The organism is Streptomyces sp. NPDC016309 (assembly GCF_043077235.1).
Classification (GTDB): Bacteria; Actinomycetota; Actinomycetes; order Streptomycetales; family Streptomycetaceae; genus Streptomyces.
Genome location: NZ_JBIBSG010000001.1, coordinates 187,337 through 209,141, shown reverse-complemented (window position 1 = coordinate 209,141; position 21,805 = coordinate 187,337). Strand labels below are relative to the sequence as shown.

The window sequence follows — 21,805 nt, the reverse complement described above, 5'->3', positions numbered from 1 at the left end:
CGGAAGGGACCTGACTCATGGGAGCGCAGCTCCGGGTCTACAAGCGTCGCATCAAATCCGTCACGGCGACCAAGAAGATCACCAAGGCGATGGAGATGATCGCCGCCTCGCGCATCGTCAAGGCGCAGCGCAAGGTGGCGGCCTCGACGCCGTACGCGACCGAGCTCATCCGCGCGGTCACCGCGGTGGCCACCGGGTCGAACACCAACCACCCGCTGACCACCGAGACGGACACCCCGACGCGGGCCGCGGTCCTGCTCATCACGAGCGACCGCGGTCTGGCCGGCGGCTACTCGTCCAACGCCATCAAGGCGGCGGACCAGCTCACCGCGCGGCTGCGTGGCGAGGGCAAGGAGGTCGACACGTACATCGTCGGCCGCAAGGGTGTCGCCTACTACGGCTTCCGCGAGCGCAAGGTCGCGGAGTCGTGGACCGGCTTCACCGACAGCCCGAGCTACGCGGACGCCAAGGCCGTCGCCGCGCCCCTCATCCAGGCCGTCACCACGGAGACGGCCGAGGGCGGGGTCGACGAGCTGCACATCGTCTTCACGGAATTCGTGTCGATGATGACGCAGACGCCCGTGCAGAACCGGATGCTCCCGCTCAGCCTGGAGAAGGCGGCGGAGGAGACGGGGAGCAAGGGCGAGATCCTTCCGCTGTTCGACTTCGAGCCGTCGGCCGAGGACGTCCTCGACGCCCTGCTGCCGCGGTACGTCGAGAGCCGTGTCTACAACGCACTGCTGCAGGCCGCCGCTTCCGAGCACGCCGCCCGCCGCCGCGCGATGAAGTCGGCGACCGACAACGCCGGAGACCTGATCAACAGCCTCTCCCGGCTTGCCAACGCGGCCCGCCAGGCCGAAATCACCCAGGAAATCAGCGAGATCGTCGGTGGCGCGAGCGCCCTGGCCGACGCGACCGCGGGGAGTGACAAGTAATGACCACCACTGTTGAGACGGCCACGGCGACGGGCCGCGTCGCGCGGGTCATCGGCCCGGTCGTCGACGTGGAGTTCCCCGTCGACGCGATGCCGGAGATCTACAACGCGCTGCACGTCGAGGTTGCCGACCCGGCCGAGGACGGCAAGAAGAAGACGCTGACCCTGGAGGTCGCCCAGCACCTGGGTGACGGCCTGGTCCGCACCATCTCGATGCAGCCCACCGACGGTCTGGTCCGCCAGGCCGCGGTGACCGACACGGGCAACGGCATCACGGTGCCGGTCGGCGACTTCACCAAGGGCAAGGTGTTCAACACCCTCGGTGAGGTGCTGAACCACCCCGAGGAGAACGCCAACGTCGGTGAGCGCTGGCCGATCCACCGCAAGGCCCCCGCCTTCGACCAGCTCGAGTCCAAGACCGAGATGTTCGAGACCGGTCTGAAGGTCGTCGACCTTCTCACCCCGTACGTCAAGGGTGGAAAGATCGGTCTGTTCGGTGGTGCCGGTGTCGGCAAGACCGTGCTGATCCAGGAAATGATCATGCGTGTCGCCAACCTCCACGAAGGCGTCTCCGTCTTCGCGGGCGTCGGCGAGCGCACCCGTGAGGGCAACGACCTCATCGCGGAGATGGAAGAGTCCGGCGTTCTGGACAAGACCGCCCTGGTCTTCGGCCAGATGGACGAGCCCCCGGGCACCCGTCTGCGCGTCGCCCTGGCCGGTCTGACCATGGCGGAGTACTTCCGCGATGTGCAGAAGCAGGACGTGCTCTTCTTCATCGACAACATCTTCCGGTTCACCCAGGCCGGTTCCGAGGTGTCCACCCTGCTCGGCCGTATGCCGTCCGCGGTGGGTTACCAGCCGAACCTGGCGGACGAGATGGGTCAGCTCCAGGAGCGCATCACCTCGACGCGTGGTCACTCGATCACCTCGATGCAGGCGATCTACGTCCCCGCGGACGACCTGACCGACCCGGCCCCGGCCACCACCTTCGCCCACCTCGACGCGACGACGGTTCTCTCCCGTCCGATCTCCGAGAAGGGCATCTACCCGGCCGTGGACCCGCTGGACTCCACGTCCCGGATCCTGGACCCGCGCTACATCGCGCAGGACCACTACGAGGCCGCCATGCGCGTCAAGGGGATCCTCCAGAAGTACAAGGACCTCCAGGACATCATCGCGATCCTCGGTATCGACGAGCTGGGCGAGGAGGACAAGCTCGTTGTCCACCGTGCCCGTCGCGTCGAGCGCTTCCTGTCCCAGAACACCCACGCCGCCAAGCAGTTCACCGGCGTGGACGGCTCGGACGTGCCGCTCGACGAGTCGATCGCCGCGTTCAACGCGATCTGCGACGGTGAGTACGACCACTTCCCCGAGCAGGCCTTCTTCATGTGCGGTGGTCTCGAGGACCTCAAGAAGAACGCCAAGGAGCTCGGCGTCTCCTGAGTCCCGTGACTCGTGAAGGGGGGCGGGTCCGTCCCGCCCCCCTTCGTACGCCCCCCGTTTGACCGAGGGGCCCGGCGATCCGTCGCCGGGCGCCCTACTAGACTTATGACCCAACACCCGGCACACGCCGGGTGGTGACCCGAGGAGCCACCCTTGGCTGCTGAGCTGCACGTCGAGCTGGTCGCCGCGGACCGGAGTGTCTGGTCCGGCGAGGCCACCCTGGTCATCGCGCGCACCACGTCCGGCGACATCGGCGTCATGCCCGGCCACCAGCCGCTGCTCGGTGTGCTGGAGTCGGGCCCGGTGACCATCCGTACGAGTGAGGGCGGGACTGTCGTCGCCGCCGTGCACGGCGGTTTCATCACCTTCGCGGACAACAAGCTGTCGCTGCTCGCCGAGATCGCCGAGCTGGCGGACGAGATCGACCCCCAGCGCGCCGAGCGTGCGCTGGAGCGCGCGAAGGCCGAGTCGGACGCCGCCGCCGAGCGGCGCGCCGGCGTCCGGCTGCGCGCGGTAGCGGTGCGCTAGCGCAGCGCGCCGACAGTTGTGCCCTCAGCCGCGGTCCGGTCTGGAATCATCCAGAACGTGCCGCGGCTGAGGTCGATGCAGGTGCAGGTTGTACTTCGTTGAACGAACGATGCGAGGAGGTCGGTGGAGATGTTCCTCGCTCTGCTGGTGAGCGCCCTGGTCGTCGCGCTGGTGGTGATCGGGCTCTTCGTTTTCGGACTGCGCCGCCGGCTGATCCAGCGGTCCGGCGGCACCTTCGACTGCAGCCTGCGCTGGCACGTGCCGGACGACGGTGACCTTCCCCCTCGCTCCGCCGGGGGGACCCCCACCGGCAAGGGCTGGGTGTACGGCGTCGCCCGCTACAGCGGCGACCGGGTCGCCTGGTTCCGGGTCTTCTCCTACGCCCCCCGCCCCCGCCGCGTCCTGGAGCGGTCCGGCATCGAGGTGCTGGCGCGCCGGATGCCCGAGGGCGAGGAGGAGCTGGCGCTGCTGTCGGACTCGGTGGTGCTGGGCTGTCTGCACCACGGGCACCGGCTGGAACTGGCGATGAGCGAGGACGCGCTCACCGGCTTCCTCGCCTGGCTGGAGGCCGCGCCTCCCGGCCAGCGGGTCAATGTCGCCTGACGGGCATCCGCGGGAGGCTTCGCGACGCGGGGCCTCGGGCGAGGCCCCGCGGACGGTCCGGTCCGGTGCGGGTGTGGACGTCCCCCGGGTGGGGGCGGGCGAGTGCCATGTGTGGATCGCCGACGCCGTGCGCGAACCGTCGCCGTCCCTGCTGGAGCTCCTCGACGACCGGGAGCGGTCGCGGTACGGGGCCTTCGTGCGCGCGGCGGACCGCGCGCTGTACCTGACCGCGCACGCGCTGCTGCGGGAGCTGGTGGCGGCGCAGCTCGGGACCGCGCCGGGCGAGGTGCGGTTCGTCCACGAGTGCCGGCACTGCGACCGGCCGGAGCCGCACGGCAAGCCCCGGGTGGCCGGTTCCTCGCTGGAGCCGTCGCTGTCGCACTCGGGGGAGCGGGTCGCGGTCGCGCTGTCGCTGGCCGGGCCGGTCGGTGTCGATCTGGAGGAGGTCGCGGAGGACGGCCGGGCGGCGGAGCTCGCGCCGGTGGTCCTGGCGCCGGCCGAGCGGGCCTGGCTGGAGCGGCTGCCGGCCGCGGAGCGGACACCGGGTTTCGTCCGCTACTGGGCGCGGAAGGAAGCGGTGCTCAAGGCGACCGGCGACGGGCTGACGGTGCCCCCCGCGCTGCTGACGGTGAGCGCGCCGGACGCGCCGGCCGCGCTGCTGGAGTGGCGGGAACGCGAAGAGCCGCACCCGCCGGTGCGGCTCCATGACGTCGACGCGGGTGACGGCTACCGGGCAGCGGTCGCCGTCCTGGGGGAGGAATGCCGTGTGGTGCGGCACGAGACGGGGTACGGCGGGGACGGCGTCCTGCGCCGTCCCCGCCGCGGGTGACTACTTCAGTCCGCTGTCGATGGCGCTCACGAGCTCGCCGCCCGCGGTGTCGCCGCTGAACTCCCAGAAGAAGGCTCCGCCCAGGCCCTGGTTCTTCGCCCAGCCCATCTTGGACGTGACGGTGGCCGGGGTGTCGTAGCTCCACCAGTTGGTGCCGCAGTGGGCGTACGCCGTGCCGGCGACCGTCCCGTTGGCGGGGCAGCTGTTCTTCAGGACCTTGTAGTCCTCGATGCCCTGCTCGTACGTGCCCTGCGCCGGGCCCGTGGCGGTGCCGCCCGGCTCCTTCTGCGTCACGCCGGTCCAGCCGCGGCCGTAGAAGCCGATGCCGAGGAGCAGCTTGGCGGACGGCACGCCCTTGGCCTTGAACTTGGCGATCGCCTCGGCGGAGTTGAAGCCCGCCTGGGGGATGCCCGGGTACGAGGTGAGCGGGGAGTGCGGGGCCGTCGGGCCCTTCGCCGCCCAGGCGCCGAAGAAGTCGTACGTCATCACGTTGTACCAGTCGAGGTACTGCGCGGCGCCGCCGTAGTCCGCGGCGTCGATCTTGCCGCCGGAGGAGGCGTCGGCGGTGACGGCCGCGGTGACCAGGTTGCCGGTGCCGAACTTGGCGCGCATGGCCTGCATCATGTTCTTGAAGGCCGCCGGGCCGCTGGTGTCACAGGACAGGCCGCAGGCGTTGGGGTACTCCCAGTCCAGGTCGATGCCGTCGAAGACATCGGCCCAGCGCGGGTCCTCGACCAGGTCGTAGCACGACTGGGCGAAGGCGGCCGGGTTCTGCACGGCCTGGCCGAAGCCACCGGACCAGGTCCAGCCGCCGAAGGACCACAGCACCTTGATGTGCGGGTACTGGGCCTTGAGCTTGCGCAACTGGTTGAAGTTGCCGCGCAGCGGCTGGTCCCAGGTGTCGGCCTTGCCGTCGACGGACTGGTCGGCGGTGTAGGCCTTGTCGTAGTCGGCGTAGGAGTCGCCGATGGTGCACTTGCCGTTCTGGACGTTGCCGAAGGCGTAGTTAATGTGCGTGATCTTCTGCGCCGAGCCGGAGGTCACCAGGTTCTTGACGTGGTAGTTGCGGCCGTAGACGCCCCAGTTGGTGAAGTAGCCGAGCTTGACGGCCGAGCCGGGGCCGGGGCCCGGGTCCGTGCCGCCGCCGGTGGTGCGCACGGCGCGGGCGCCGCTGACCGGTCCGGTCTGGTCGGCGGTGTCACGCGCCTGGACGGTGTACGAGTAGTCGGTGCCGGCCGTCAGGGCGGTGTCGGCGTACGTCGTGCCGGTGACCGTGGCGACCTTGGCGCCGTCGCGGAGGACGTCGTAGTTCTTGACGCCCTTGTCGTCGGTGGCGGCGGCCCACGAGAGCTTGACCGAGGTGTTGGTGATGTCGGACGCGGACGGGGTGCCGGGCGCGGAGGGCGGGTTGTCCCCGGGCACGGTGGGGCCACCGTCGCAGGAGCCGCCGTTGAGCTTGCAGCCGGTGGGGGATCCGGTGCCGGTCCCGTTGAACCCGAAGGAGACGGAGGCGCCGGGGGCGAGGGTGCCGTTCCAGCCGACGTTCTTGGCGGTCCAGTGGGTGCCGCTGCCGGTGACGGTGGCGTCCCAGGCGGAGGTGACGGACGTGCCGGAGGGGAAGTCCCACTCGACGGTCCAGGACGAGAGCGTGGTGGTGCCGGTGTTCTTCACCGTCCACCGGCCCTCGAAGCCCGACCCCCAGTCGGAGGCCTTGGTGTACGAGGCGGTCGCCGAAGTGGCGGCCTGGGCGGGGGAGGCGAGGCCGACCATGGCGGCCAGCGGGAGCAGCAGGGCGGTGAGTCCGGCCGTGGCTCTGGCACGGAACCTCGTTCTGCGCGGAAGTGCTTGAGTGCTCAACGGTGCTCCTCAAGTTGCGGGACGGACAACGGTGGGGGTCCGTGAAAGGTGCGCGCCGTGAGCGTAGGAAGGTCTGGACCAATCGTCAATAGGTCCAGACCATAGGTGTACCGGGCCGAGCCTCGCCCCGGTCAGACCCCCAGCTCCTGGGCGAGCACCGCGGCCTGCACCCGGCTGCGCAGCCCCAACTTGCCCAGCAGGCGGCTGACATGGGTCTTCACCGTCGCCTCCGCCATCTCCAGCCGCACCGCGATCTGCGCGTTCGACAGCCCCTCGCCCAGGCACGAGAGGACCTCCCGCTCCCGCCGGGTCAGCACATCCAGTACGGCCGGATCGGGCGCGTCCGGCGCGCGCACCCGGCCGGCCGGGGCCGCGAACTCCGCGATCAGCCGGCGGGTCACCGCCGGGGCGATCAGGCCCTCGCCACGGGCCACCGTCCGTACCGCCCCGATCAGGTCCCCGGCCTCCGTGTTCTTCAGCAGGAACCCGGCCGCCCCCGCGCGCAGCGCCCCGAAGACGTACTCGTCCAGGTCGAACGTGGTCAGGACCAGGACGTCGGCGAGGCGCTCGCCCACCACCCGGCGCGTCGCCGAGACCCCGTCCAGCCGGGGCATCTGAATGTCCATCAGCACCAGGTCCGGGCGCAGCTCCCGCGCCAGCCGCACCGCCTCCTCGCCGTCCCCCGCCTCCCCGACCACCTCGATGTCGGGCGCACTGCCCAGGATCAGCACCAGTCCGGCGCGCACCGCGCGCTGGTCCTCGGCCACGAGCACCCGCACCCGGGCGGCTCCGGCCGTGCTTCCCGTACCGCGTTCCGTCATGCGTCCGGTCATGCCGACGGCTCCCTGTCGTCCTCCGCCACGGGCAGCTCCGCCCGTACCCGCCAGATCTTCCCCGTCCCGTCCCCCGGCGCCGGCGCCGGGCCCGCCGCGAACACCCCGCCCAGCAGCGCGATCCGCTCCCGCATCCCCACCAGACCGGCCCCCGACCCGGGCGCGCGGGGGCCGGGCCGGGCGCCGAAGGGGCTGGTCACCTCGACGGTCAGCCCCGGGGCGGCGGAGGTCAGCGTGACGGTCACCTCGCCCCCGTCCGCGTGCTTGAGCGTGTTCGTCAGCGACTCCTGGACGATCCGGTACGCGGCCAGCTCGACGGGCGCGGGGAGCCGGCCGTCCGGGGCCCGGTCGTCGGTGAGCCGGAAGGTCAGACCGCTCGCCGCACCGTTCACCCGGGCCTGCCGCACCAGGGCGTCGAGGCCGTCCAGGGTCGGTGCGGCGGCCGGCTCGTCATGGCCGCTGGTGTCCCGCAGCAGGCCGATCAGGCGGCGCATTTCGGCCAGGCCGTCGACGCTGTTCTCCCGGATGACGCCCAGCGCCTCCCGGGACGTCCCGGGGTCGTCGATGGAGAGCGCGGCGGTGGAGTGGATGGCGATCGCGGACAGGTGGTTGGCCACCATGTCGTGCAGCTCGCGGGCCATCCGGGACCGCTCGGCGATCACCGCCTGCCGGCGGTCCATCTCCGCCAGCAGCGCGGTCTGCTCCGCCCGCAGCCGGGCCGTGTCGGCGGCGAGGCGGTGATTGCGGACGACGGCGCCGGTGATGGCCGGGAAGAACGTGATCAGTGCCGTGACCACCCCGATCAGCAGCGCCTCCGGAGTGCGGTACCAGGCCAGGAAGCCGAGCGTCACCGCGATGGTGATCAGCCCGCTGGTGACCGGGATCCACCGGACGGAGGCGGGGGGCCCGTACACCACGGCCGCGTACACGATGTCGGCGAACATCACGACCGTCATCAGGTCGCCCCGGGTGAACTGGTCCGCGACGACGGCCACCGTCCCGGCGAGCAGGGCGGTGCGCGGCATGGTGCGGCGCACCAGCGCCAGCGCGGTCATCACCAGGAGGGGGACCAGGACCACCGGGTCGCCCGGCAGCCCGGTGTCCCGCGTCCCGCGCGTGTAGAGCCCGAACCACCACAGCAGCACACCGCAGGCCAGCCCGGCGGCGGCGATCAGCACGTCGTCGCGATGCGTACGGGGAAACGTCACACGCCCATCCAACATGCCGCCCCCGCCGGTGACGTCACCGCGCGGTCGGAGCGCCGCTACATCGAAGGATGCAGTCCCGGTTCGTCACCGGCGACGACGAAACGGCCGCCCGCCGCCGGAAGGCTGGAGGGGTACCGAAGGGAGAGTGCCGTGGTCGTCGCGCTCATCGTCATCTGCGAGGTCGGCTTCTGGGTGTTGCTGGCCGCCGGACTGGCCGTCCGCTACCTGCTGCGGATGCCCCGCACGGGCGCGGCGCTGCTGCTGGGCGAACCGCTGCTGGAGGTCGTCCTGCTGGTCGTCACCGCGATGGACCTGAAGAACGGCGCCGACCCGAGCGCCGAGCACGGGCTGGCCGCGCTGTACATCGGGTACACCGTCGGCCACGGTCACCGCACGGTGAAGTGGCTCGACGGCCATGCCGCCCACCGCCTGGCGGGCGGCCCCCGCCCGGTGGGCCCGCCCCGTTACGGCATGGCCCGCGCCCGTCACGAGGGCCGCCTCTGGCTGGGCACGCTCATCGGGGCGGTGGTCGCCACGGGGCTGCTTTGGCTGGCGGTGCTGTACGTGGACGACCCGGGCCGCACCGGTCCGCTGGAGAACTGGACGGGCGTGGCGTGGCGGGCGGCCGGGATCCACGGGCTGATCGCCCTCTCGTACGCGGTCTGGCCCCGGAAGGCGCCGGCGCCCGAGCCGGAGCCAGGCCGCGGCGGACCGGCCCGCGTGGACCGCCGCTAGGCCGCCGCCGGCCGCCGCTAGGCCGCGGCCGCCGCCGGCCGCCGGGCGCCGGCCCGGGTCAGCGCTCGCCGCCCGGGACCCACAGGACGTCGCCGATCTCCTTGTTGGCCGTCCTGGCCAGGATGAACAGCAGGTCCGAGAGCCGGTTGAGGTACGTCGCCGTCAGGGCGTTCATCGTGTCGCCGTGCACCTCCAGCGCCGCCCACGTCGAGCGCTCGGCCCGCCGCACCACCGTGCAGGCCTGGTGCAGCAGGGCCGCGCCCGGGGTTCCGCCCGGGAGGATGAAGGAGCGGAGCTTCTCCAGGTCCTCCAGGAACCGGTCGCAGTCGGCCTCCAGCTTGTCGACGTAACTCTGCTCCACCCGCAGCGGCGGGTACTGCGGGTCCGGGACCACCGGCGTCGACAGGTCGGCGCCCACGTCGAACAGGTCGTTCTGGACCCGGACGAGGACCTTGACGACCTCCTGGTCCAGGCCGCCCAGCGCGATCGCGGTGCCGATCACCGCGTTGGCCTCGTTGGCGTCGGCGTACGCCGCGATCCGCAGGTCCGTCTTGGCCGTGCGGCTCATGTCGCCGAGTGCCGTCGTGCCCTTGTCGCCGGTGCGGGTGTAGATGCGCGTCAGATTGACCATACGGCCACCTTAGTTACGCGCCCGCCCGGCGGAAGACGCGTGTGCCCACCGTCACGGCCACCGCCGCGAACCCGGCGGCCACCAGCACGCCGTACAGCATCGCCGTGCCCGTGTAGTCGCCCACGTACCCGGCGCGCACCGCGTCCACCAGGTAGCGGAACGGCATCAGGTGCGACAGCGCGTCCAGCCAGGCCGGCGCCAGGGCCATCGGCAGCATCAGGCCGGACAGCAGCATCGACGGCATGGCCACCGCGTTGACGGCCGGCCCGAACCCCTGTGGCTCGGGCAGCTTCAGCGCCAGCGCGTAGGACAGGGACGCCAGCGCGACCGTCAGCACGGCGACGAACGCGAAGCCGATCAGAATCCCGCCCAGCGGCGCGCGCAGCCCCATCGCCACGGCGGCCAGCACCAGCAGCACCGCCTGGAACACGAAGACCGCGGCGTCCCGCAGGACCCGTCCCAGCAGCAGCGCGAGGCGGCTGACGGGGGTCACCCGCAGCCGTTCGAGGACCCCCATCCGCTGCTCGATGATGAGCGCGAACCCGGCGAACGAGGCGCCGAACAGGCCGAGCTGGAGCAGCAGGCCCGGCACCAGGACCTGCCAGGAGTCGCCGTCCGCGCCGAGCGGCAGACCGGTGAGGAGCGGGCCGAAGAAGAGCAGGTACAGCAGCGGCATCAGGGCGCCGAACAGTAGCTGGAACCGGGAGCGCAGCGTCTGGCGGGCGTACCGCCCGAAGACCAGGGCGGTGTCGTGGAACAGCACGGGATCTCCTAGACGGCCACGGGGGCCTGGTCGGTGGGGGCCGGGCCGCGCCCGGTGATGGCGAGGAAGGTGTCCTGGAGCGACGCCCCGGCCGATCCGGCGTACCGCTCCTTGAGGTCCGCCGGAGCGCCCTCCGCCACGACCGTGCCCCGGTCGACGACGACGAGCCGGTCGGACAGCTCGTCGGCCTCGTCGAGGTAGTGGGTGGTGAGGAAGACGGTGGTGCCGTGGGTGTCGCGCAGCCGCCGGACCAGCCGCCACAGGTCGGCGCGGCTGCCGGGGTCGAGGCCGGTGGTCGGCTCGTCGAGGAAGAGGACCTCGGGGCGGTGGGTGAGCCCCAGGGCGATGTCCAGTCGCCGGCGCTGTCCGCCGGAGAGGGCCGCGCACGGGCGGTCCAGCAGGTCGGTGAGGTCCAGTTCACGCGCCAGCTCCGCGGCGCGGCCGGCCGCCTCGGACTTCGTGAGGCGGTAGAGCCGGCCCTGGGTGACCAGTTCCTCGCGTACGGAGACGGAGAGGTCGACGCCGCCGGACTGGGCGACGTACCCGATCCTCCGCCGTACGCCGGCGGGGTCGCCGACCAGGTCGCGGCCCGCGACCGTGGCCGCGCCGCCGGTGGGCGGCAGAAGGGTGGTGAGCATCCGCAGCGTGGTGGTCTTGCCCGCGCCGTTGGGGCCGAGGAACCCGAGGATCTCGCCGGGCTGCACGGTGAGGTCGATCCCGCGGACGGCTTCGACGGGGCCGCCGCGGGTGCGGAAGGTGTGGGCCAGTCCGGCCGTACTGATGATGGGCATGCCCCAAGAAAAACAGAGTCTCCCAAAGTTTGCAATGACTCCAAGTTTTCAGAGGGCCCAGAAAGCTAGGATGCGGGCATGGCGACGACCGAGGGACTGAGAGAGCGCAAGAAGCGGCAGACCAGGCAGCACATCTCCGACGTGGCCACCGGGCTGTTCCTGGAACGGGGCTTCGACGCGGTGACGATCGCCGAGATCGCCGCCGCCGCCGATGTCTCCGTCAACACCGTCTACAACTACTTCCCCGCCAAGGAGGACCTGTTCCTCGACCGCGGCGAGGACGTCATCGACCGGCTCTCCCGCTACGTCCGGGGCCGCCGCCCCGGCGAGAGCGCCGCCGCCGCCGTCCTGCGTGAACTGCGTGCCGCCGTGGTGAGCCAGTCCCCGACCGTGGGCCTCTTCGCCGGCTGGGCCGACTTCATGCGGGTGATCAGCGACGCCCACGCCCTGCGGTCCCGGCTGTGGGCCATCCAGCAGGAGGCGCTCGCCGACCTCACCGCCACCCTCGCCCGGGAGACCGGGGCCGCCGACGGCGACCCGATCCCGGCGCTCGTCGCCGGGCAGCTCTCCTGGGTCCACGAGTCCCTCATGGCGTGGATCGGCCAGGAGATGGTCCAGCGGCGCGACATCGGCGAGGTCTCCCGCGCGGCCCTCGGTCTCCTCGACGAGATGGAGGAGCTGATGGGGCGCAAGGTGCTGGAGTATGCGGCGCGCCCCACGTCCGAGTGACCCCGCTCACGGCCCCGCCGCCCCGCCGGGCTCACCCCACCGCCCGTACCGGTGTGATGTCCGTCATCTGAGACGTGACGCGCATCTCTTCGGCGCCACACGGCCGCGCGCGCCCGCTAACCTCCGCGAAGAACCGATACGTAAACGGGTGTTAAGGGGAAGATCGTGGCCAGGAAGCTCGCCGTCATCGGGGCCGGACTCATGGGGTCCGGAATCGCGCAGGTCTCGGCCCAGGCGGGCTGGGAGGTCGTGCTGCGTGACGTCACCGACGCGGCCCTGACCCGCGGCACCGACGGCATCAAGGCCTCGTACGACAAGTTCGTCGCCAAGGGCAAGCTCGAAGCCGCCGACGCCGAGGCCGCCTTGGCCCGCATCACCACGACGACCGACCTGGACGCGGCCGCCGACGCCGATGTCGTCGTCGAGGCCGTCTTCGAGAAGCTCGAGGTCAAGCACGAGATCTTCCGTACGCTCGACAAGCTCGTACGCGACGACACCGTCCTCGCCTCCAACACCTCCGCCATCCCGATCACCAAGATCGCGGCCGTGACGGAGCGCCCGGAGCGCGTCGTCGGCGCCCACTTCTTCTCGCCGGTCCCGATGATGCAGCTCTGCGAACTGGTGCGCGGCTACAAGACGAGCGACGAAACCCTCGCCACCGCGCGGGAGTTCGCCGAGTCGGTCGGCAAGACCTGCATCGTCGTCAACCGCGACGTCGCCGGATTCGTGACGACCCGTCTCATCTCCGCCCTGGTCGTCGAAGCGGCGAAGCTGTACGAATCGGGCGTCGCCTCCGCCGAGGACATCGACGTCGCCTGCAAGCTGGGCTTCGGCCACGCCATGGGCCCGCTCGCGACCGCCGACCTCACCGGCGTGGACATCCTGCTCCACGCCACCAGCAACATCTACACCGAGTCCCAGGACGAGAAGTTCGCGCCGCCGGAGCTGATGCGCCGGATGGTGGACGCGGGTGACATCGGCCGCAAGAGCGGGCAGGGCTTCTACAAGCACTGAGCCGTTTCGACCGTTCCACCATCACCCCTCGGGGTGAATTCGGTATCGGTTCGCTTACAAGGCGCAACTGGTCCGCCGGTCAGGCAGTCAGTTGATGCATAGAAGTACGTGACGACGAAGTACGTGACGACGAAAGACGCGACGACAACGCGACGGCAACGCACTCTCGGGGAGCGCATATGCACATCAGGGGCGACCACGCCGAGCTGGTCGTCGGGGGCCGCCTCGACGTCCGCAGCGCGGCGGACGCCCGTACGGTCCTGCACTCGGCCGTCGACGACGGAGCCGGCGACCTGGTGCTCGACCTGACCGGCCTCGACTCCTGGGACGCCACGGGTCTCGGGGTCATCATGGGCGCCCACCGGCGAGCGGGCCGTTGCGGCCGCCGGCTGGTGCTGCGGGGCGTACCGCCCCAGATGCAGCGCCTGCTGGTGGCCACCCGGCTGCACCGCATCCTCGCCATCGAGGGCGGCATCGCCGCCGAAACGTTGCCCCGCGTGTAGTCCCCGTCCGGCGGGCCGCGCCCGGGCCGCGACGCCCGGCCGCCGCCGGCCCCGCCGGACACTCCCCGACGGCACGGGGCCCGCCGAACCCGCACCAGGCGCCCAATCCTCACAAGACCGTGACGTCCCGGGCGCCGTGCCACCCCGGCTCTTCATCCATACTGAGCGAACGTCTAGGGTTCGGTCGCCCGCCCTTGACGGACCCACCCGGCGGGCACCGGACCAGAAGCGACAGCGGGCGTGCAGAAAGGCCGGGAGGGGCTTTTCCGCGCACCATGCTTTTGGGGGCTTACACCATGGACCCGATCCACCGGGGACCAAAAGACGTCGGCCACGACGACCGCGACGGCCGCCCTCGCACCACACGCGACGGCGGCCCCACACCCGCGTACGGGCAGGGCGGCACCCCGCCGGGTCCCGCCCGCACCGCCCAGCTCGTCTCGGGCGACCTCCTGCTCACCGTCAACCCCATAGACGGCAGCGAGATCGAGCCCTGCCCGCCCGGGCGCCGGCCCGAGGCCCCCGGCCGCCACACCCCCGAGGAGCGCGCCGACCTGGCCCGCGCGTCCGGCCCGCCCGTGCCCCCCGGTCCCGCCGCCCCGCCCCTGCCCCTCCTGGAACGCCAGGAGCAGCGTGAGCGGCTGGTCCGGCTGCTCTCCCGCGGCCGCTCCGTGCGGCTCACCGGCCCGTCCGGCTCCGGGCGCACCGCGCTGCTCGACGCCGTCGCCGCCGACTGCGCGGAGCTCGCGCCCGACGGCGTGGTCCGGCTCTCCGGCCACCACCGCACGCCCACCGAGCTGCTGCACGAGCTGTACGCCACCGTCCACCGCGCACCCGCCACCCGCCCCGACCGCGCCGGCCTGCGCGCGGCGGTCCACGACATCGGCGCGGTCGTCGTCCTGGACGACCTCGAGTTCGGCGGCGCCGCGCTGGACGAACTCCTCGAGGCCACCCCCGAGTGCGCCTTCCTGCTCGCCGCCACGCCCGACGTCGCCGCGCCCTCGCCCGACTCCCACCTCGAAGAGGTGTTCCTCTCCGGGCTGGACCGCGGCTCCGCGCTGGAGCTGCTGGAGCGCTGCGTCGACCGGCCGCTCACCGACGACGAGGCCAACTGGGCCGGTGACCTCTGGTTCGAGTCCGAAGGCCTCCCGCTGCGCTTCGTCCAGGCCGGCGCCCTGCTCAAGCAGCGCGACGACCTGCGCACCGCGCCCTCGGGCGACGAGGACGAGGACGATGTCTTCGCCGACCACCGCGAGGCGCCTCTGCCGCCGCTCGGCGACGCCGCCGCCCCCGCCCCGCTGCTCGCCTCCCGGCTCTCCGAGCCGGCCCGCGAGACCCTGCGCTTCGCGGTCGCGCTCGGCGGCGAGGTCCCGCACCAGGCGCACCTGCCGGCGCTGGTCAACGACACGCACGCGGACGCCGCCATCGGCGAGCTGCTGCGCTGCGGACTGCTCAGCCCGGTCGGCACCCGCTACCGGCTCGCCGCCGGGGTGATGGCGCAGCTCGTCGCCAAGGGGTACGACGAGGGCGCCGCCGACCGGGCCCACACCGCCGCCCAGCACTACGCCTGGTGGGTCGGCCACCCGTCGGTCAGCCCCGAGCGGGCGGTCGCCGAGGCGGACGCCGTACTGGCCGCGCTGACGGCCACGGTCCAGGCCGCCGCGGACGCGGGCGGGCCCGCCACCGCGGCCGCCGGACCGGACGTCCCCGGGGTCTTCGGCGGCTCCGGCTCCCCGGCGTCCTCCGCCCCCGAACCCTCCGCCGAGGAGGAGGACGAGGACGGCTACGCCGCCTCCGCGGTCGTCCTGGCCCGCAGCGCGGCACCCGCCTTCGCGGCCGGACTGCACTGGGGCGCCTGGGAACGGGCGCTGCGCACCGGAGCGGAGGCCGCCCGGCACGCCGGGGAGGTGGCCGAGGAGGCCTACTTCCACCACGAGTTGGGCGTCCTCGCGCTGTGCGCCGGGAACCTGGACCGGGCGCGCGCCGAGCTGGAGGCGTCCATCGCCATGCGCGGCGCCCTCGCCGACAAGCGCGGCACGGTGGCCGGCCGGCGGGCCCTGGCCCTCGTCGCGGACCGGGAGCGCGGGGCGCTGCCGGGTGGCCGGACGGCGGCGGGCGAGGAGGTGCCCGCGGCGCGGTCCGACGAGTCGGCGTCCCCGTCCGGGGGCGTACCCGCGGCCCTCGGCGGTGCGGTGGGCGCGGGCGCCGCGGCGGGCGCCGGCGGGCCGGTGGGCACGAGCGGTCCGGTCGCCGCGGGGCAGGCGGGTCCGGCGGGTCCGGCCGCGGGGCCGGGTGCGGACGCGGTGTCCGGGCCCGGCGGCGGTGGGACCGGGGCGGCCGCCGGCCGCCAGGACCCGCCGGCCCGGGCGGCCGGGGGGACCGCGCGGCGCACCATCCTGAAGGGCGCCCGGCGCAACCTGGTCGCGGCCGGGGCGGGCGCGGTCCTCGCGGCCGTGCTCGGCACCGTGGTGACCCTGGGCGCGACCTCCGGCGGCGCCGAGGACGGCAAGGGCGGGCCGGGCCGCGTCACCTCCGACCGGCCGGCCGACGGGGACGGCGGCAGCGGCGGCCCCGACGCGGACGAGCCGGACCAGGGCTCCACCCGCGACCCCGGCGACGGCACCGGCGACGGCACCGGAGGGTACGGCTCGGGCTCCGGCACCTCCGGCGCGCCCGGAACCTCGGGCCCCGGCGAGAGCGGCACCCCGACCCCGTCGGGCGACCCGTCCGCCACGAGCGGGACGACCACGGGCGGCAGCCCCTCCCCGACGACGGGCGGCAGCTCCACCACCACCGGTGGCAGCAGCTCCCCGACCACGGGCGGCACCGGCTCCCCGACGACCGGCGGCACGTCCTCGCCCACCACGGGCGGCAGCGGCTCGCCCACGACCGGCGGCAGTTCCTCCCCGACGACGGGCGGCACCGACACCACCGGCGGTACGGACACCACCGGCGGCACCGACACCACCGGTGGCACGGACACCACGGGCGGCACCGACACCGGAGGGACGGACACCACGGGCGGCACCGACACCGGAGGGACGGACACCACCGGCGGGGCCGGCGGCGGCACCAGCGGCGGCGGCACGGAGACCACCGGCGGCGCCGGCGGCGCCACCCAGAGCGCGCCCGCCACGAGCGGCGGCCCCTCGCCGAGCGGTACGTCGGCCTGAGACATGACACGGCCCCGGGACGGTGACGTCCCGGGGCCGTGGCCGTACCCGCGAGGGCGTACGACGGCCGAGAAGGTACGACGGCGGGGCAGCGTACGACGGTCCGGGGAAGTGAGGACCCGGACCGGGGGACGGCTCAGAACAGCCGCAGCTTGTCGTCCTCGATGCCACGCAGCGCGTCGTAGTCCAGCACCACGCAGCCGATGCCGCGGTCCGTCGCCAGCACCCGCGCCTGGGGCTTGATCTCCTGGGCGGCGAAGACGCCCTTCACCGGCGCGAGGTGCGGGTCGCGGTTCAGCAGCTCCAGATAGCGGGTGAGCTGCTCCACGCCGTCGATCTCGCCGCGCCGCTTGATCTCCACGGCCACGGTCGTGCCGTCGGCGTCGCGGCACAGGATGTCGACCGGCCCGATGGCGGTCGGGTACTCGCGGCGGATCAGCGTGTACCCGTCGCCCAGTGTCTCGATCCGGTCGGCGAGCAGCTCCTGGAGGTGCGCTTCCACGCCGTCCTTGATGAGGCCGGGATCCACCCCGAGCTCGTGCGACGAGTCATGGAGGATTTCCTCCATCGTGATGATCAGTTTCTCGCCCGCTTTGTTCACGACCGTCCACACACGGTCATCGCCCTCCTTGAGGGTGCACGGCGGCGACATCCAATTGAGCGGTTTGTACGCCCGGTCGTCGGCGTGGATGGACACGCTGCCGTCGGCCTTGACCAGGATCAGACGGGGTGCGGAGGGCAGGTGGGCGGTGAGCCGGCCCGCGTAGTCCACGGAGCAGCGGGCGATGACGAGACGCATGGTCGGCAACGCTACAAGACACACGCTCTTCCGCGCGATTCGGTCCTAAACTCCCGTTCACCCGTGGCCGGTTGTCCACCCAATCTCCTGGTGCGGTCCGGACAGCGCGCTTACCGTGGAAGCGGGAGGTTGTCGCTCGTGCACGCTGCGTTGCGTGCGGGGGGCGTCCTCCTTCCCTGCCCGTAAGACCCCGGTGACCGGGGTCGCGAGAGGAGAACCCATGTCGCTCGACGTCTCACCGGCGCTGTTGGAACAGGCCGAGCGAGGCGAGGTCGACGAAGCCGACTTCGTCGACTGCGTCCGGACCTCCCTGCCCTACGCGTGGGAGATGATCAGCTCACTGGTGGCCCAGCTGAAGGTGGACGGCGGTGCGTTCGCCGACAACCAGACGCCGCCGCCGGACGAGCAGGCGCGCGGACAGCTTCTGCGCGCGCTGGCGAGTGACGCGATCCGGGGTGCGCTCCAGCGGCACTTCGGTGTGCGTCTGGCATTCCAGAACTGCCACCGCGTCGCGGTGTTCCCGCTGGACTCCTCGGTCGACGAGCGGCTCGCCCGCTTCACCTCCGTACGAGCCCAACTGCTGAACCAGTCGCCGACCCTGCGCGACTGCTGACGCCCGAGCGTGTCTTTTGGATCAGCCCCCAGACGATCCGAAAGACACGCCCCAGTGCTGCCGCTCCGCATCGCGGGAGGTGCGACTGGTGCGGGGGCGGCGGCATGGAGTCCTCAGCCGAGCCGGGGCACGACCTCCGCGCCCAGTCGCCGGACGTTCTCCTCCGTGGCGGCGACATCGCCGGAGCCCTCCACGAGCAGGGCGAAGCGCGTGATGCCCGTACGCTCCGAGGTCGCCGCCAGCCGGTCCGCGGCCACCCTCGGGGAGCCCACCGGATGCAGCCGGCACAGCAGTTCGGTGTACGCCACGGGGTCGCGCATGGTCCGGCGCCGGCCGTCGACGGTCACATGGGCGTCCAGCCCCTGCTTGAGCCACCCGGGCATCGCCTTGACCAGCGTCTCCACCGCGTCCGCCGTGCGGTCCGCGATCTGCGCGACGCCCGCCGACACATGCCCGGCGGCCGCCCGCGCCACCGCGTCGGGGCTGTGCCCGGCGGCCAGCGCCTCCCGCCGCCACAGCGCGACCACGTCCGCCTTCTCCTCGTCGTCGCAGTGCATCCCGAGCAGCATCGGCAGGCACCGCCCGGCGGCGAGCCGCACGCTCCGCGGTGAGGTGCAGGCGACGATCGTCTCCGGCACCGGGTCCCCGTCGATGAGCTCCTGCGGCCGCGGGACGACGGCGACCTCGCGGAACCGGTGGCGCGGCCCCTCCGACGAGACCCGCGGCTCCCGCAGCCAGCGCAGCAGCAGATCCAGCGCCTCCGGGAAGCCCGACTCGTACGCCGCGAGGCCGGAGCCGAACACCTCCAGGTCGACCCACGGCCCGCCCCGCCCCACGCCCAGCGTGAACCGCCCGCCGGAGGTGAGGTGCAGCAGCGCCGTCTGCTCCGCGAGCGCGACCGGATGGGTCGTCGGCAGCACGCTGACGGCCGTCCCCACCCGGATGCGCCGTGTGCGGCCGAGCAGCAGCGCGGCGAGCGTCACGGCGGAGGGACAGACGCCGTACGGTACGAAGTGGTGCTCGGCCAGCCATACCGAGTCCAGTCCCGCCTCCTCGGCGACCTCCGCCGACCGCACCGCGCGGTGCAACGCCTCCCCGTGGCCCTGGCCGGGAAACTGGGCCGCCAGTACAAAAGTTCCCACACGCATCGCCTTATGCCTCCTTGACCGGCCGACGCGGCTCCCCTCACTGGCAACAACGTCTGGCAGGTGCCAAAGGCAACGGCCCGGCGGCAAGTTGTTGCGATTTTCCGGTAACTCGAACCGGACCGGGCGAGTACCCACAGTCGCGGCCCTTAGGCTGGACGGCACCAGTCCGTGTCTGCCCCAGCGAGGTGTTCCGTGTCCCCGCGCCGTAACCGCCCCCGTGGCGGCGAGAAGCCGAACGAGACCAGCGGCGGTTCGGGCGACCGGTACGGGGGTTTCCAGCGCACCGAGTCGTGGCAGGACGAGGACTGGTCGGTCCGGCACGTCGCGGGCGCGAGCGCCGCGGGCAAGCGCTACCGCTGCCCGGGCTGCGACCAGGAGATCCCGGCGAGCCTCCCGCACGTGGTGGCCTGGCCCGAGTACGGCGGCGTGGACGACCGGCGGCACTGGCACAAGGCGTGCTGGAGCGCGAAGGACCGCCGCACCACCCGGGTGCAGCGGTCCCGCAACGCGCCCCGTCACTGACGGGCGGCCCCGTCAGACGTCGCGCTTCTCCGTGGCGAGGAAGGCCCCGGCCAGCGCCACGGCGGTCACGGCGCTCAGGATCCACAGCGGCGTCCAGCCGTGCGGGCCGCCGTCGATGAGACCCGTGTCGCTGTAGAAGGCGATGAGCAGGCTCGGGATCGAGTACTGGAACAGGAACTCGCGCACCTCCGGCAGCGAGGCCATGAACATCGCGGCCACCAGTGGCAGCAGCATCACACCGATCATGATGGTGATCGCCCCGGCGGAGTGCCGGACGAGCGCCCCCAGGGCGAGCGCCAGCAGCCCGAGGACCGCGGTGAACAGGCCCGCGCCGACCGTCGCGCGGAGCCACTCCTCCCCGGTCGCGGTGCCACCGTCCACCATCGCGGTCTGCATGACGGCGACCAGGGCGGCGGTGACCGACGTGACGACGAGCGTCAGCAGGAAGAAGACGATGGCCTTGGCGGCCAGGACGCGGCTGCGGCTGGGGCAGGCGGTCAGCGTCGTACGGATCATGCCGGTGCCGTACTCGGACGAGATGGTCAGCACGCCCAGCGTGACCACGCAGATGGAGCCGAGCAGCACCCCGTTGAAGCCCAGTGCCAGGACCGGCTCCTCGCCCATGTCGGCATCGGTGGCGTTGATCGCCACGATGGCGAGCAGGCCGACGCCCACCATGAGCAGGATCATGACGCCCAGCGTCCACATGGTGGAGCGGACCGAGCGGATCTTGGTCCATTCCGAGGCGAGCGCGTCCCCGAGGTGGGCGCGGCGCACCGGGATCGGTGAGGTGTACTGCTGCTGGTAGGGGGCGGTGGTCATCGGGCGTCCTCGCTCTTGCTCAGGTCTGCGGGGGCCGCGGCGGGCGCGGGCGGTGCGGCGGGGGCCTGCACGGGCGGCGCGGCGGGCGCGGGCGGTGCGGCGGGGGCCTGCACGGGCGGCGCGGCGGGCGCGGCCGGGGCGGCGGGCGCGGCCTGGTACGGCTGCGCGGGCTGCGCGCCCGGCTGGGGCCCGCCCTGCTGCGGTCCGCCCGCGTACGGGTTCTGCCCGGGCGGCGGCGGGGCGTACCAGCCCTGCTGCGGGACCTCGGGGACGACCGGCTGCGGCGGCGCGTAGCCCATCGGGTCCGGCTGCTGCATCAGCCCGGCCCGCTGGTCGGTCGTCGACCGGTAGTCCACGGCACCCTGGGTCAGGCGCATGTACGCCTCCTCCAGCGAGGCCTGGTGCGGCGACAGCTCCCACAGGCGTACGTCCGCGTCGTGCGCCAGGTCGCTGATGCGCGGCAGCGGCAGCCCGGTCACGCGCAGCGCGCCGTCCGGCTCGGACAGAACCTGCCCGCCGGCCTCGGCGAGCACGCCCACCAGCTTCTCCCGCTGTGCCGGCTCGGTGTGCGGCGTGCGCACCCGGGCGAAGTCCGCGGAGTTGGCGGAGATGAAGTCCTTGACGCTCATGTCGGCCAGAAGCTGGCCGCGCCCGATGACGATCAGGTGCTCGGCGGTGACGGCCATCTCGCTCATCAGGTGCGAGGAGACGAAGACCGTACGCCCCTCGGCGGCCAGCGCCTTCATCAGGTTGCGCACCCAGAGGATGCCCTCGGGGTCCAGGCCGTTGACCGGCTCGTCGAACAGCAGCACCTGCGGGTCGCCCAGCAGGGCGGCCGCGATGCCGAGCCGCTGACCCATGCCGAGCGAGAACCCCTTGGACCGCTTGCGGGCCACGTCCTGGAGGCCGACCACCCCGAGCACCTCGTCCACCCGGCGGGCGGGGATGCCGGCGAGCTGGGCCAGCGACAGCAGGTGGTTGCGCGCGCTGCGGCCGCCGTGCACCGCCTTGGCGTCCAGCAGCGCCCCGACCTGCCGCGGCGCGTTCGGTAGCTGCCGGAACGGGTGGCCACCGATGGTCACGTGCCCCGACGTCGGCCGGTCCAGTCCGAGGATCATGCGCATCGTCGTCGACTTGCCGGAGCCGTTCGGCCCCAGGAAACCGGTGACGGTACCCGGCCTCACCTGGAAGGAAAGGTTGTACACGGCCGTCTTGGCGCCGTAGCGCTTCGTCAGGCCGACTGCCTCGATCATTCTCCAGCCCCATCGACAGATGTCACGTCGTCGGGCCCGCGGCACGCTGACGCAGGACCCCCGTAAGAGGTAAG

General features: G+C 72.7%; 22 protein-coding genes. 12 read left to right on the top strand and 10 right to left on the bottom strand.

Annotation, left to right across the window (positions count from 1 at the left end):
- The first annotated feature begins 17 nt into the window (after positions 1-17).
- The 5 genes from ACF068_RS00890 (at position 18) to ACF068_RS00870 (ending at position 4,337) form a co-directional block, all read left to right on the top strand.
- Positions 18-935: a F0F1 ATP synthase subunit gamma gene (locus ACF068_RS00890; RefSeq protein WP_392272000.1), complete on the top strand. Its 918-nt coding sequence runs from the start codon at positions 18-20 to the stop codon at positions 933-935.
- Entirely contained in the window at positions 935-2,377 is a 1,443-nt protein-coding gene (atpD, locus tag ACF068_RS00885) for a F0F1 ATP synthase subunit beta (protein ID WP_392271999.1), read from the top strand. Before ACF068_RS00890 ends, atpD begins: the two co-directional genes overlap by 1 nt.
- 153 nt (positions 2,378-2,530) lie before the next feature.
- Entirely contained in the window at positions 2,531-2,905 is a 375-nt protein-coding gene (locus ACF068_RS00880; protein WP_392222507.1) for a F0F1 ATP synthase subunit epsilon, read from the top strand.
- Positions 2,906-3,034: 129 nt separating this feature from the next.
- Positions 3,035-3,508 (top strand): DUF2550 domain-containing protein, encoded by a 474-nt coding sequence (locus tag ACF068_RS00875; RefSeq protein WP_392271998.1) that lies wholly within the window; start codon positions 3,035-3,037, stop codon positions 3,506-3,508.
- A gap of 73 nt (positions 3,509-3,581) precedes the next feature.
- Positions 3,582-4,337, top strand: coding sequence for a 4'-phosphopantetheinyl transferase family protein (locus tag ACF068_RS00870; protein WP_392271997.1), 756 nt, complete (start codon positions 3,582-3,584; stop codon positions 4,335-4,337).
- Here the strand turns inward: ACF068_RS00870 and ACF068_RS00865 are convergent, their stop codons facing one another.
- The 3 genes from ACF068_RS00865 to ACF068_RS00855 form a co-directional block, all read right to left on the bottom strand.
- Positions 4,338-6,194, bottom strand: a complete 1,857-nt coding sequence (locus tag ACF068_RS00865) for a glycosyl hydrolase family 18 protein (RefSeq protein WP_392271996.1) — start codon at positions 6,192-6,194, stop codon at positions 4,338-4,340.
- 131 nt (positions 6,195-6,325) lie between these two features.
- Positions 6,326-7,027, bottom strand: coding sequence for a response regulator (locus ACF068_RS00860; RefSeq protein WP_392271995.1), 702 nt, complete (start codon positions 7,025-7,027; stop codon positions 6,326-6,328).
- The gene (locus tag ACF068_RS00855) at positions 7,024-8,235 is read right to left on the bottom strand and encodes a sensor histidine kinase (RefSeq protein ID WP_392271994.1); all 1,212 of its coding nucleotides are present in this window, start codon (positions 8,233-8,235) and stop codon (positions 7,024-7,026) included. Before ACF068_RS00855 ends, ACF068_RS00860 begins: the two co-directional genes overlap by 4 nt.
- A gap of 150 nt (positions 8,236-8,385) precedes the next feature.
- Here ACF068_RS00855 and ACF068_RS00850 point away from each other — a divergent pair, with 150 nt between their 5' ends.
- A complete protein-coding gene (locus ACF068_RS00850) occupies positions 8,386-8,970 on the top strand; it encodes a hypothetical protein (protein WP_392271993.1) in 585 nt (194 codons plus the stop codon).
- Positions 8,971-9,028: 58 nt separating this feature from the next.
- Here the strand turns inward: ACF068_RS00850 and ACF068_RS00845 are convergent, their stop codons facing one another.
- Genes ACF068_RS00845 through ACF068_RS00835 form a run of 3 tightly spaced genes read right to left on the bottom strand, consistent with a single transcriptional unit; the run spans position 9,029 to position 11,155 of the window.
- Positions 9,029-9,601: a cob(I)yrinic acid a,c-diamide adenosyltransferase gene (locus ACF068_RS00845; protein WP_392271992.1), complete on the bottom strand. Its 573-nt coding sequence runs from the start codon at positions 9,599-9,601 to the stop codon at positions 9,029-9,031.
- Positions 9,602-9,614: 13 nt separating this feature from the next.
- Positions 9,615-10,364: an ABC transporter permease gene (locus ACF068_RS00840; protein WP_392271991.1), complete on the bottom strand. Its 750-nt coding sequence runs from the start codon at positions 10,362-10,364 to the stop codon at positions 9,615-9,617.
- A gap of 8 nt (positions 10,365-10,372) precedes the next feature.
- Positions 10,373-11,155, bottom strand: coding sequence for an ABC transporter ATP-binding protein (locus ACF068_RS00835; protein WP_392271990.1), 783 nt, complete (start codon positions 11,153-11,155; stop codon positions 10,373-10,375).
- A gap of 78 nt (positions 11,156-11,233) precedes the next feature.
- On the opposite strand from ACF068_RS00835, the gene ACF068_RS00830 reads away from it, so the two are divergent.
- The 4 genes from ACF068_RS00830 (at position 11,234) to ACF068_RS00815 (ending at position 16,574) form a co-directional block, all read left to right on the top strand.
- A complete protein-coding gene (locus tag ACF068_RS00830) occupies positions 11,234-11,884 on the top strand; it encodes a TetR/AcrR family transcriptional regulator (RefSeq protein ID WP_392271989.1) in 651 nt (216 codons plus the stop codon).
- Positions 11,885-12,049: 165 nt separating this feature from the next.
- On the top strand, positions 12,050-12,898 hold the full coding sequence (locus ACF068_RS00825; protein ID WP_392271988.1) for a 3-hydroxyacyl-CoA dehydrogenase family protein: 849 nt from the start codon (positions 12,050-12,052) through the stop codon (positions 12,896-12,898).
- A 179-nt stretch (positions 12,899-13,077) separates the two neighbouring features.
- Entirely contained in the window at positions 13,078-13,401 is a 324-nt protein-coding gene (locus tag ACF068_RS00820; protein WP_031073773.1) for an STAS domain-containing protein, read from the top strand.
- Between the two features lie 296 nt (positions 13,402-13,697).
- Positions 13,698-16,574: an ATP-binding protein gene (locus ACF068_RS00815; RefSeq protein WP_392271987.1), complete on the top strand. Its 2,877-nt coding sequence runs from the start codon at positions 13,698-13,700 to the stop codon at positions 16,572-16,574.
- Positions 16,575-16,710: 136 nt separating this feature from the next.
- Here the strand turns inward: ACF068_RS00815 and nucS are convergent, their stop codons facing one another.
- Positions 16,711-17,373 carry an endonuclease NucS gene (gene nucS, locus ACF068_RS00810; RefSeq protein ID WP_185923484.1) on the bottom strand — a complete coding sequence of 221 codons (663 nt, stop codon included), beginning with the start codon at positions 17,371-17,373 and terminating at the stop codon, positions 16,711-16,713.
- Between the two features lie 220 nt (positions 17,374-17,593).
- Here nucS and ACF068_RS00805 point away from each other — a divergent pair, with 220 nt between their 5' ends.
- Positions 17,594-17,986, top strand: a complete 393-nt coding sequence (locus ACF068_RS00805; protein WP_064071815.1) for an SCO5389 family protein — start codon at positions 17,594-17,596, stop codon at positions 17,984-17,986.
- A gap of 113 nt (positions 17,987-18,099) precedes the next feature.
- Here ACF068_RS00805 and ACF068_RS00800 read toward each other — a convergent pair whose 3' ends face one another.
- Positions 18,100-19,134: an LLM class flavin-dependent oxidoreductase gene (locus ACF068_RS00800; RefSeq protein WP_392271986.1), complete on the bottom strand. Its 1,035-nt coding sequence runs from the start codon at positions 19,132-19,134 to the stop codon at positions 18,100-18,102.
- Between the two features lie 192 nt (positions 19,135-19,326).
- Between ACF068_RS00800 and ACF068_RS00795 the strand changes: the two genes are divergently transcribed.
- The gene (locus ACF068_RS00795) at positions 19,327-19,656 is read left to right on the top strand and encodes an ATP/GTP-binding protein (protein WP_392271985.1); all 330 of its coding nucleotides are present in this window, start codon (positions 19,327-19,329) and stop codon (positions 19,654-19,656) included.
- Between the two features lie 12 nt (positions 19,657-19,668).
- On the opposite strand, the gene ACF068_RS00790 is transcribed toward ACF068_RS00795, so the two are convergent.
- Both ACF068_RS00790 and ACF068_RS00785 read right to left on the bottom strand, forming a co-directional pair.
- Positions 19,669-20,478, bottom strand: a complete 810-nt coding sequence (locus ACF068_RS00790) for an ABC transporter permease (protein ID WP_392271984.1) — start codon at positions 20,476-20,478, stop codon at positions 19,669-19,671.
- On the bottom strand, positions 20,475-21,731 hold the full coding sequence (locus ACF068_RS00785) for an ABC transporter ATP-binding protein (protein WP_392271983.1): 1,257 nt from the start codon (positions 21,729-21,731) through the stop codon (positions 20,475-20,477). Before ACF068_RS00785 ends, ACF068_RS00790 begins: the two co-directional genes overlap by 4 nt.
- Between the last annotated feature and the right edge of the window lie 74 nt (positions 21,732-21,805).

Excerpts from the sequence above, each read along its gene's own strand:
- ACF068_RS00835 (WP_392271990.1), bottom strand. The coding sequence starts at position 11,155 with ATGCCCATCATCAGTACGGCCGGACTGGCCCACACCTTCCGCACCCGC.
- ACF068_RS00785 (WP_392271983.1), bottom strand. The coding sequence starts at position 21,731 with ATGATCGAGGCAGTCGGCCTGACGAAGCGCTACGGCGCCAAGACGGCC.
- ACF068_RS00820 (WP_031073773.1), top strand. The coding sequence starts at position 13,078 with ATGCACATCAGGGGCGACCACGCCGAGCTGGTCGTCGGGGGCCGCCTC.
- ACF068_RS00830 (WP_392271989.1), top strand. The coding sequence starts at position 11,234 with ATGGCGACGACCGAGGGACTGAGAGAGCGCAAGAAGCGGCAGACCAGG.
- ACF068_RS00845 (WP_392271992.1), bottom strand. The coding sequence starts at position 9,601 with ATGGTCAATCTGACGCGCATCTACACCCGCACCGGCGACAAGGGCACG.
- ACF068_RS00800 (WP_392271986.1), bottom strand. The coding sequence starts at position 19,134 with ATGCGTGTGGGAACTTTTGTACTGGCGGCCCAGTTTCCCGGCCAGGGC.
- nucS (WP_185923484.1), bottom strand. The coding sequence starts at position 17,373 with ATGCGTCTCGTCATCGCCCGCTGCTCCGTGGACTACGCGGGCCGGCTC.
- atpD (WP_392271999.1), top strand. The coding sequence starts at position 935 with ATGACCACCACTGTTGAGACGGCCACGGCGACGGGCCGCGTCGCGCGG.
- ACF068_RS00875 (WP_392271998.1), top strand. The coding sequence starts at position 3,035 with ATGTTCCTCGCTCTGCTGGTGAGCGCCCTGGTCGTCGCGCTGGTGGTG.
- ACF068_RS00890 (WP_392272000.1), top strand. The coding sequence starts at position 18 with ATGGGAGCGCAGCTCCGGGTCTACAAGCGTCGCATCAAATCCGTCACG.
- ACF068_RS00805 (WP_064071815.1), top strand. The coding sequence starts at position 17,594 with ATGTCGCTCGACGTCTCACCGGCGCTGTTGGAACAGGCCGAGCGAGGC.
- ACF068_RS00860 (WP_392271995.1), bottom strand. The coding sequence starts at position 7,027 with ATGACCGGACGCATGACGGAACGCGGTACGGGAAGCACGGCCGGAGCC.
- ACF068_RS00790 (WP_392271984.1), bottom strand. The coding sequence starts at position 20,478 with ATGACCACCGCCCCCTACCAGCAGCAGTACACCTCACCGATCCCGGTG.
- ACF068_RS00815 (WP_392271987.1), top strand. The coding sequence starts at position 13,698 with ATGGACCCGATCCACCGGGGACCAAAAGACGTCGGCCACGACGACCGC.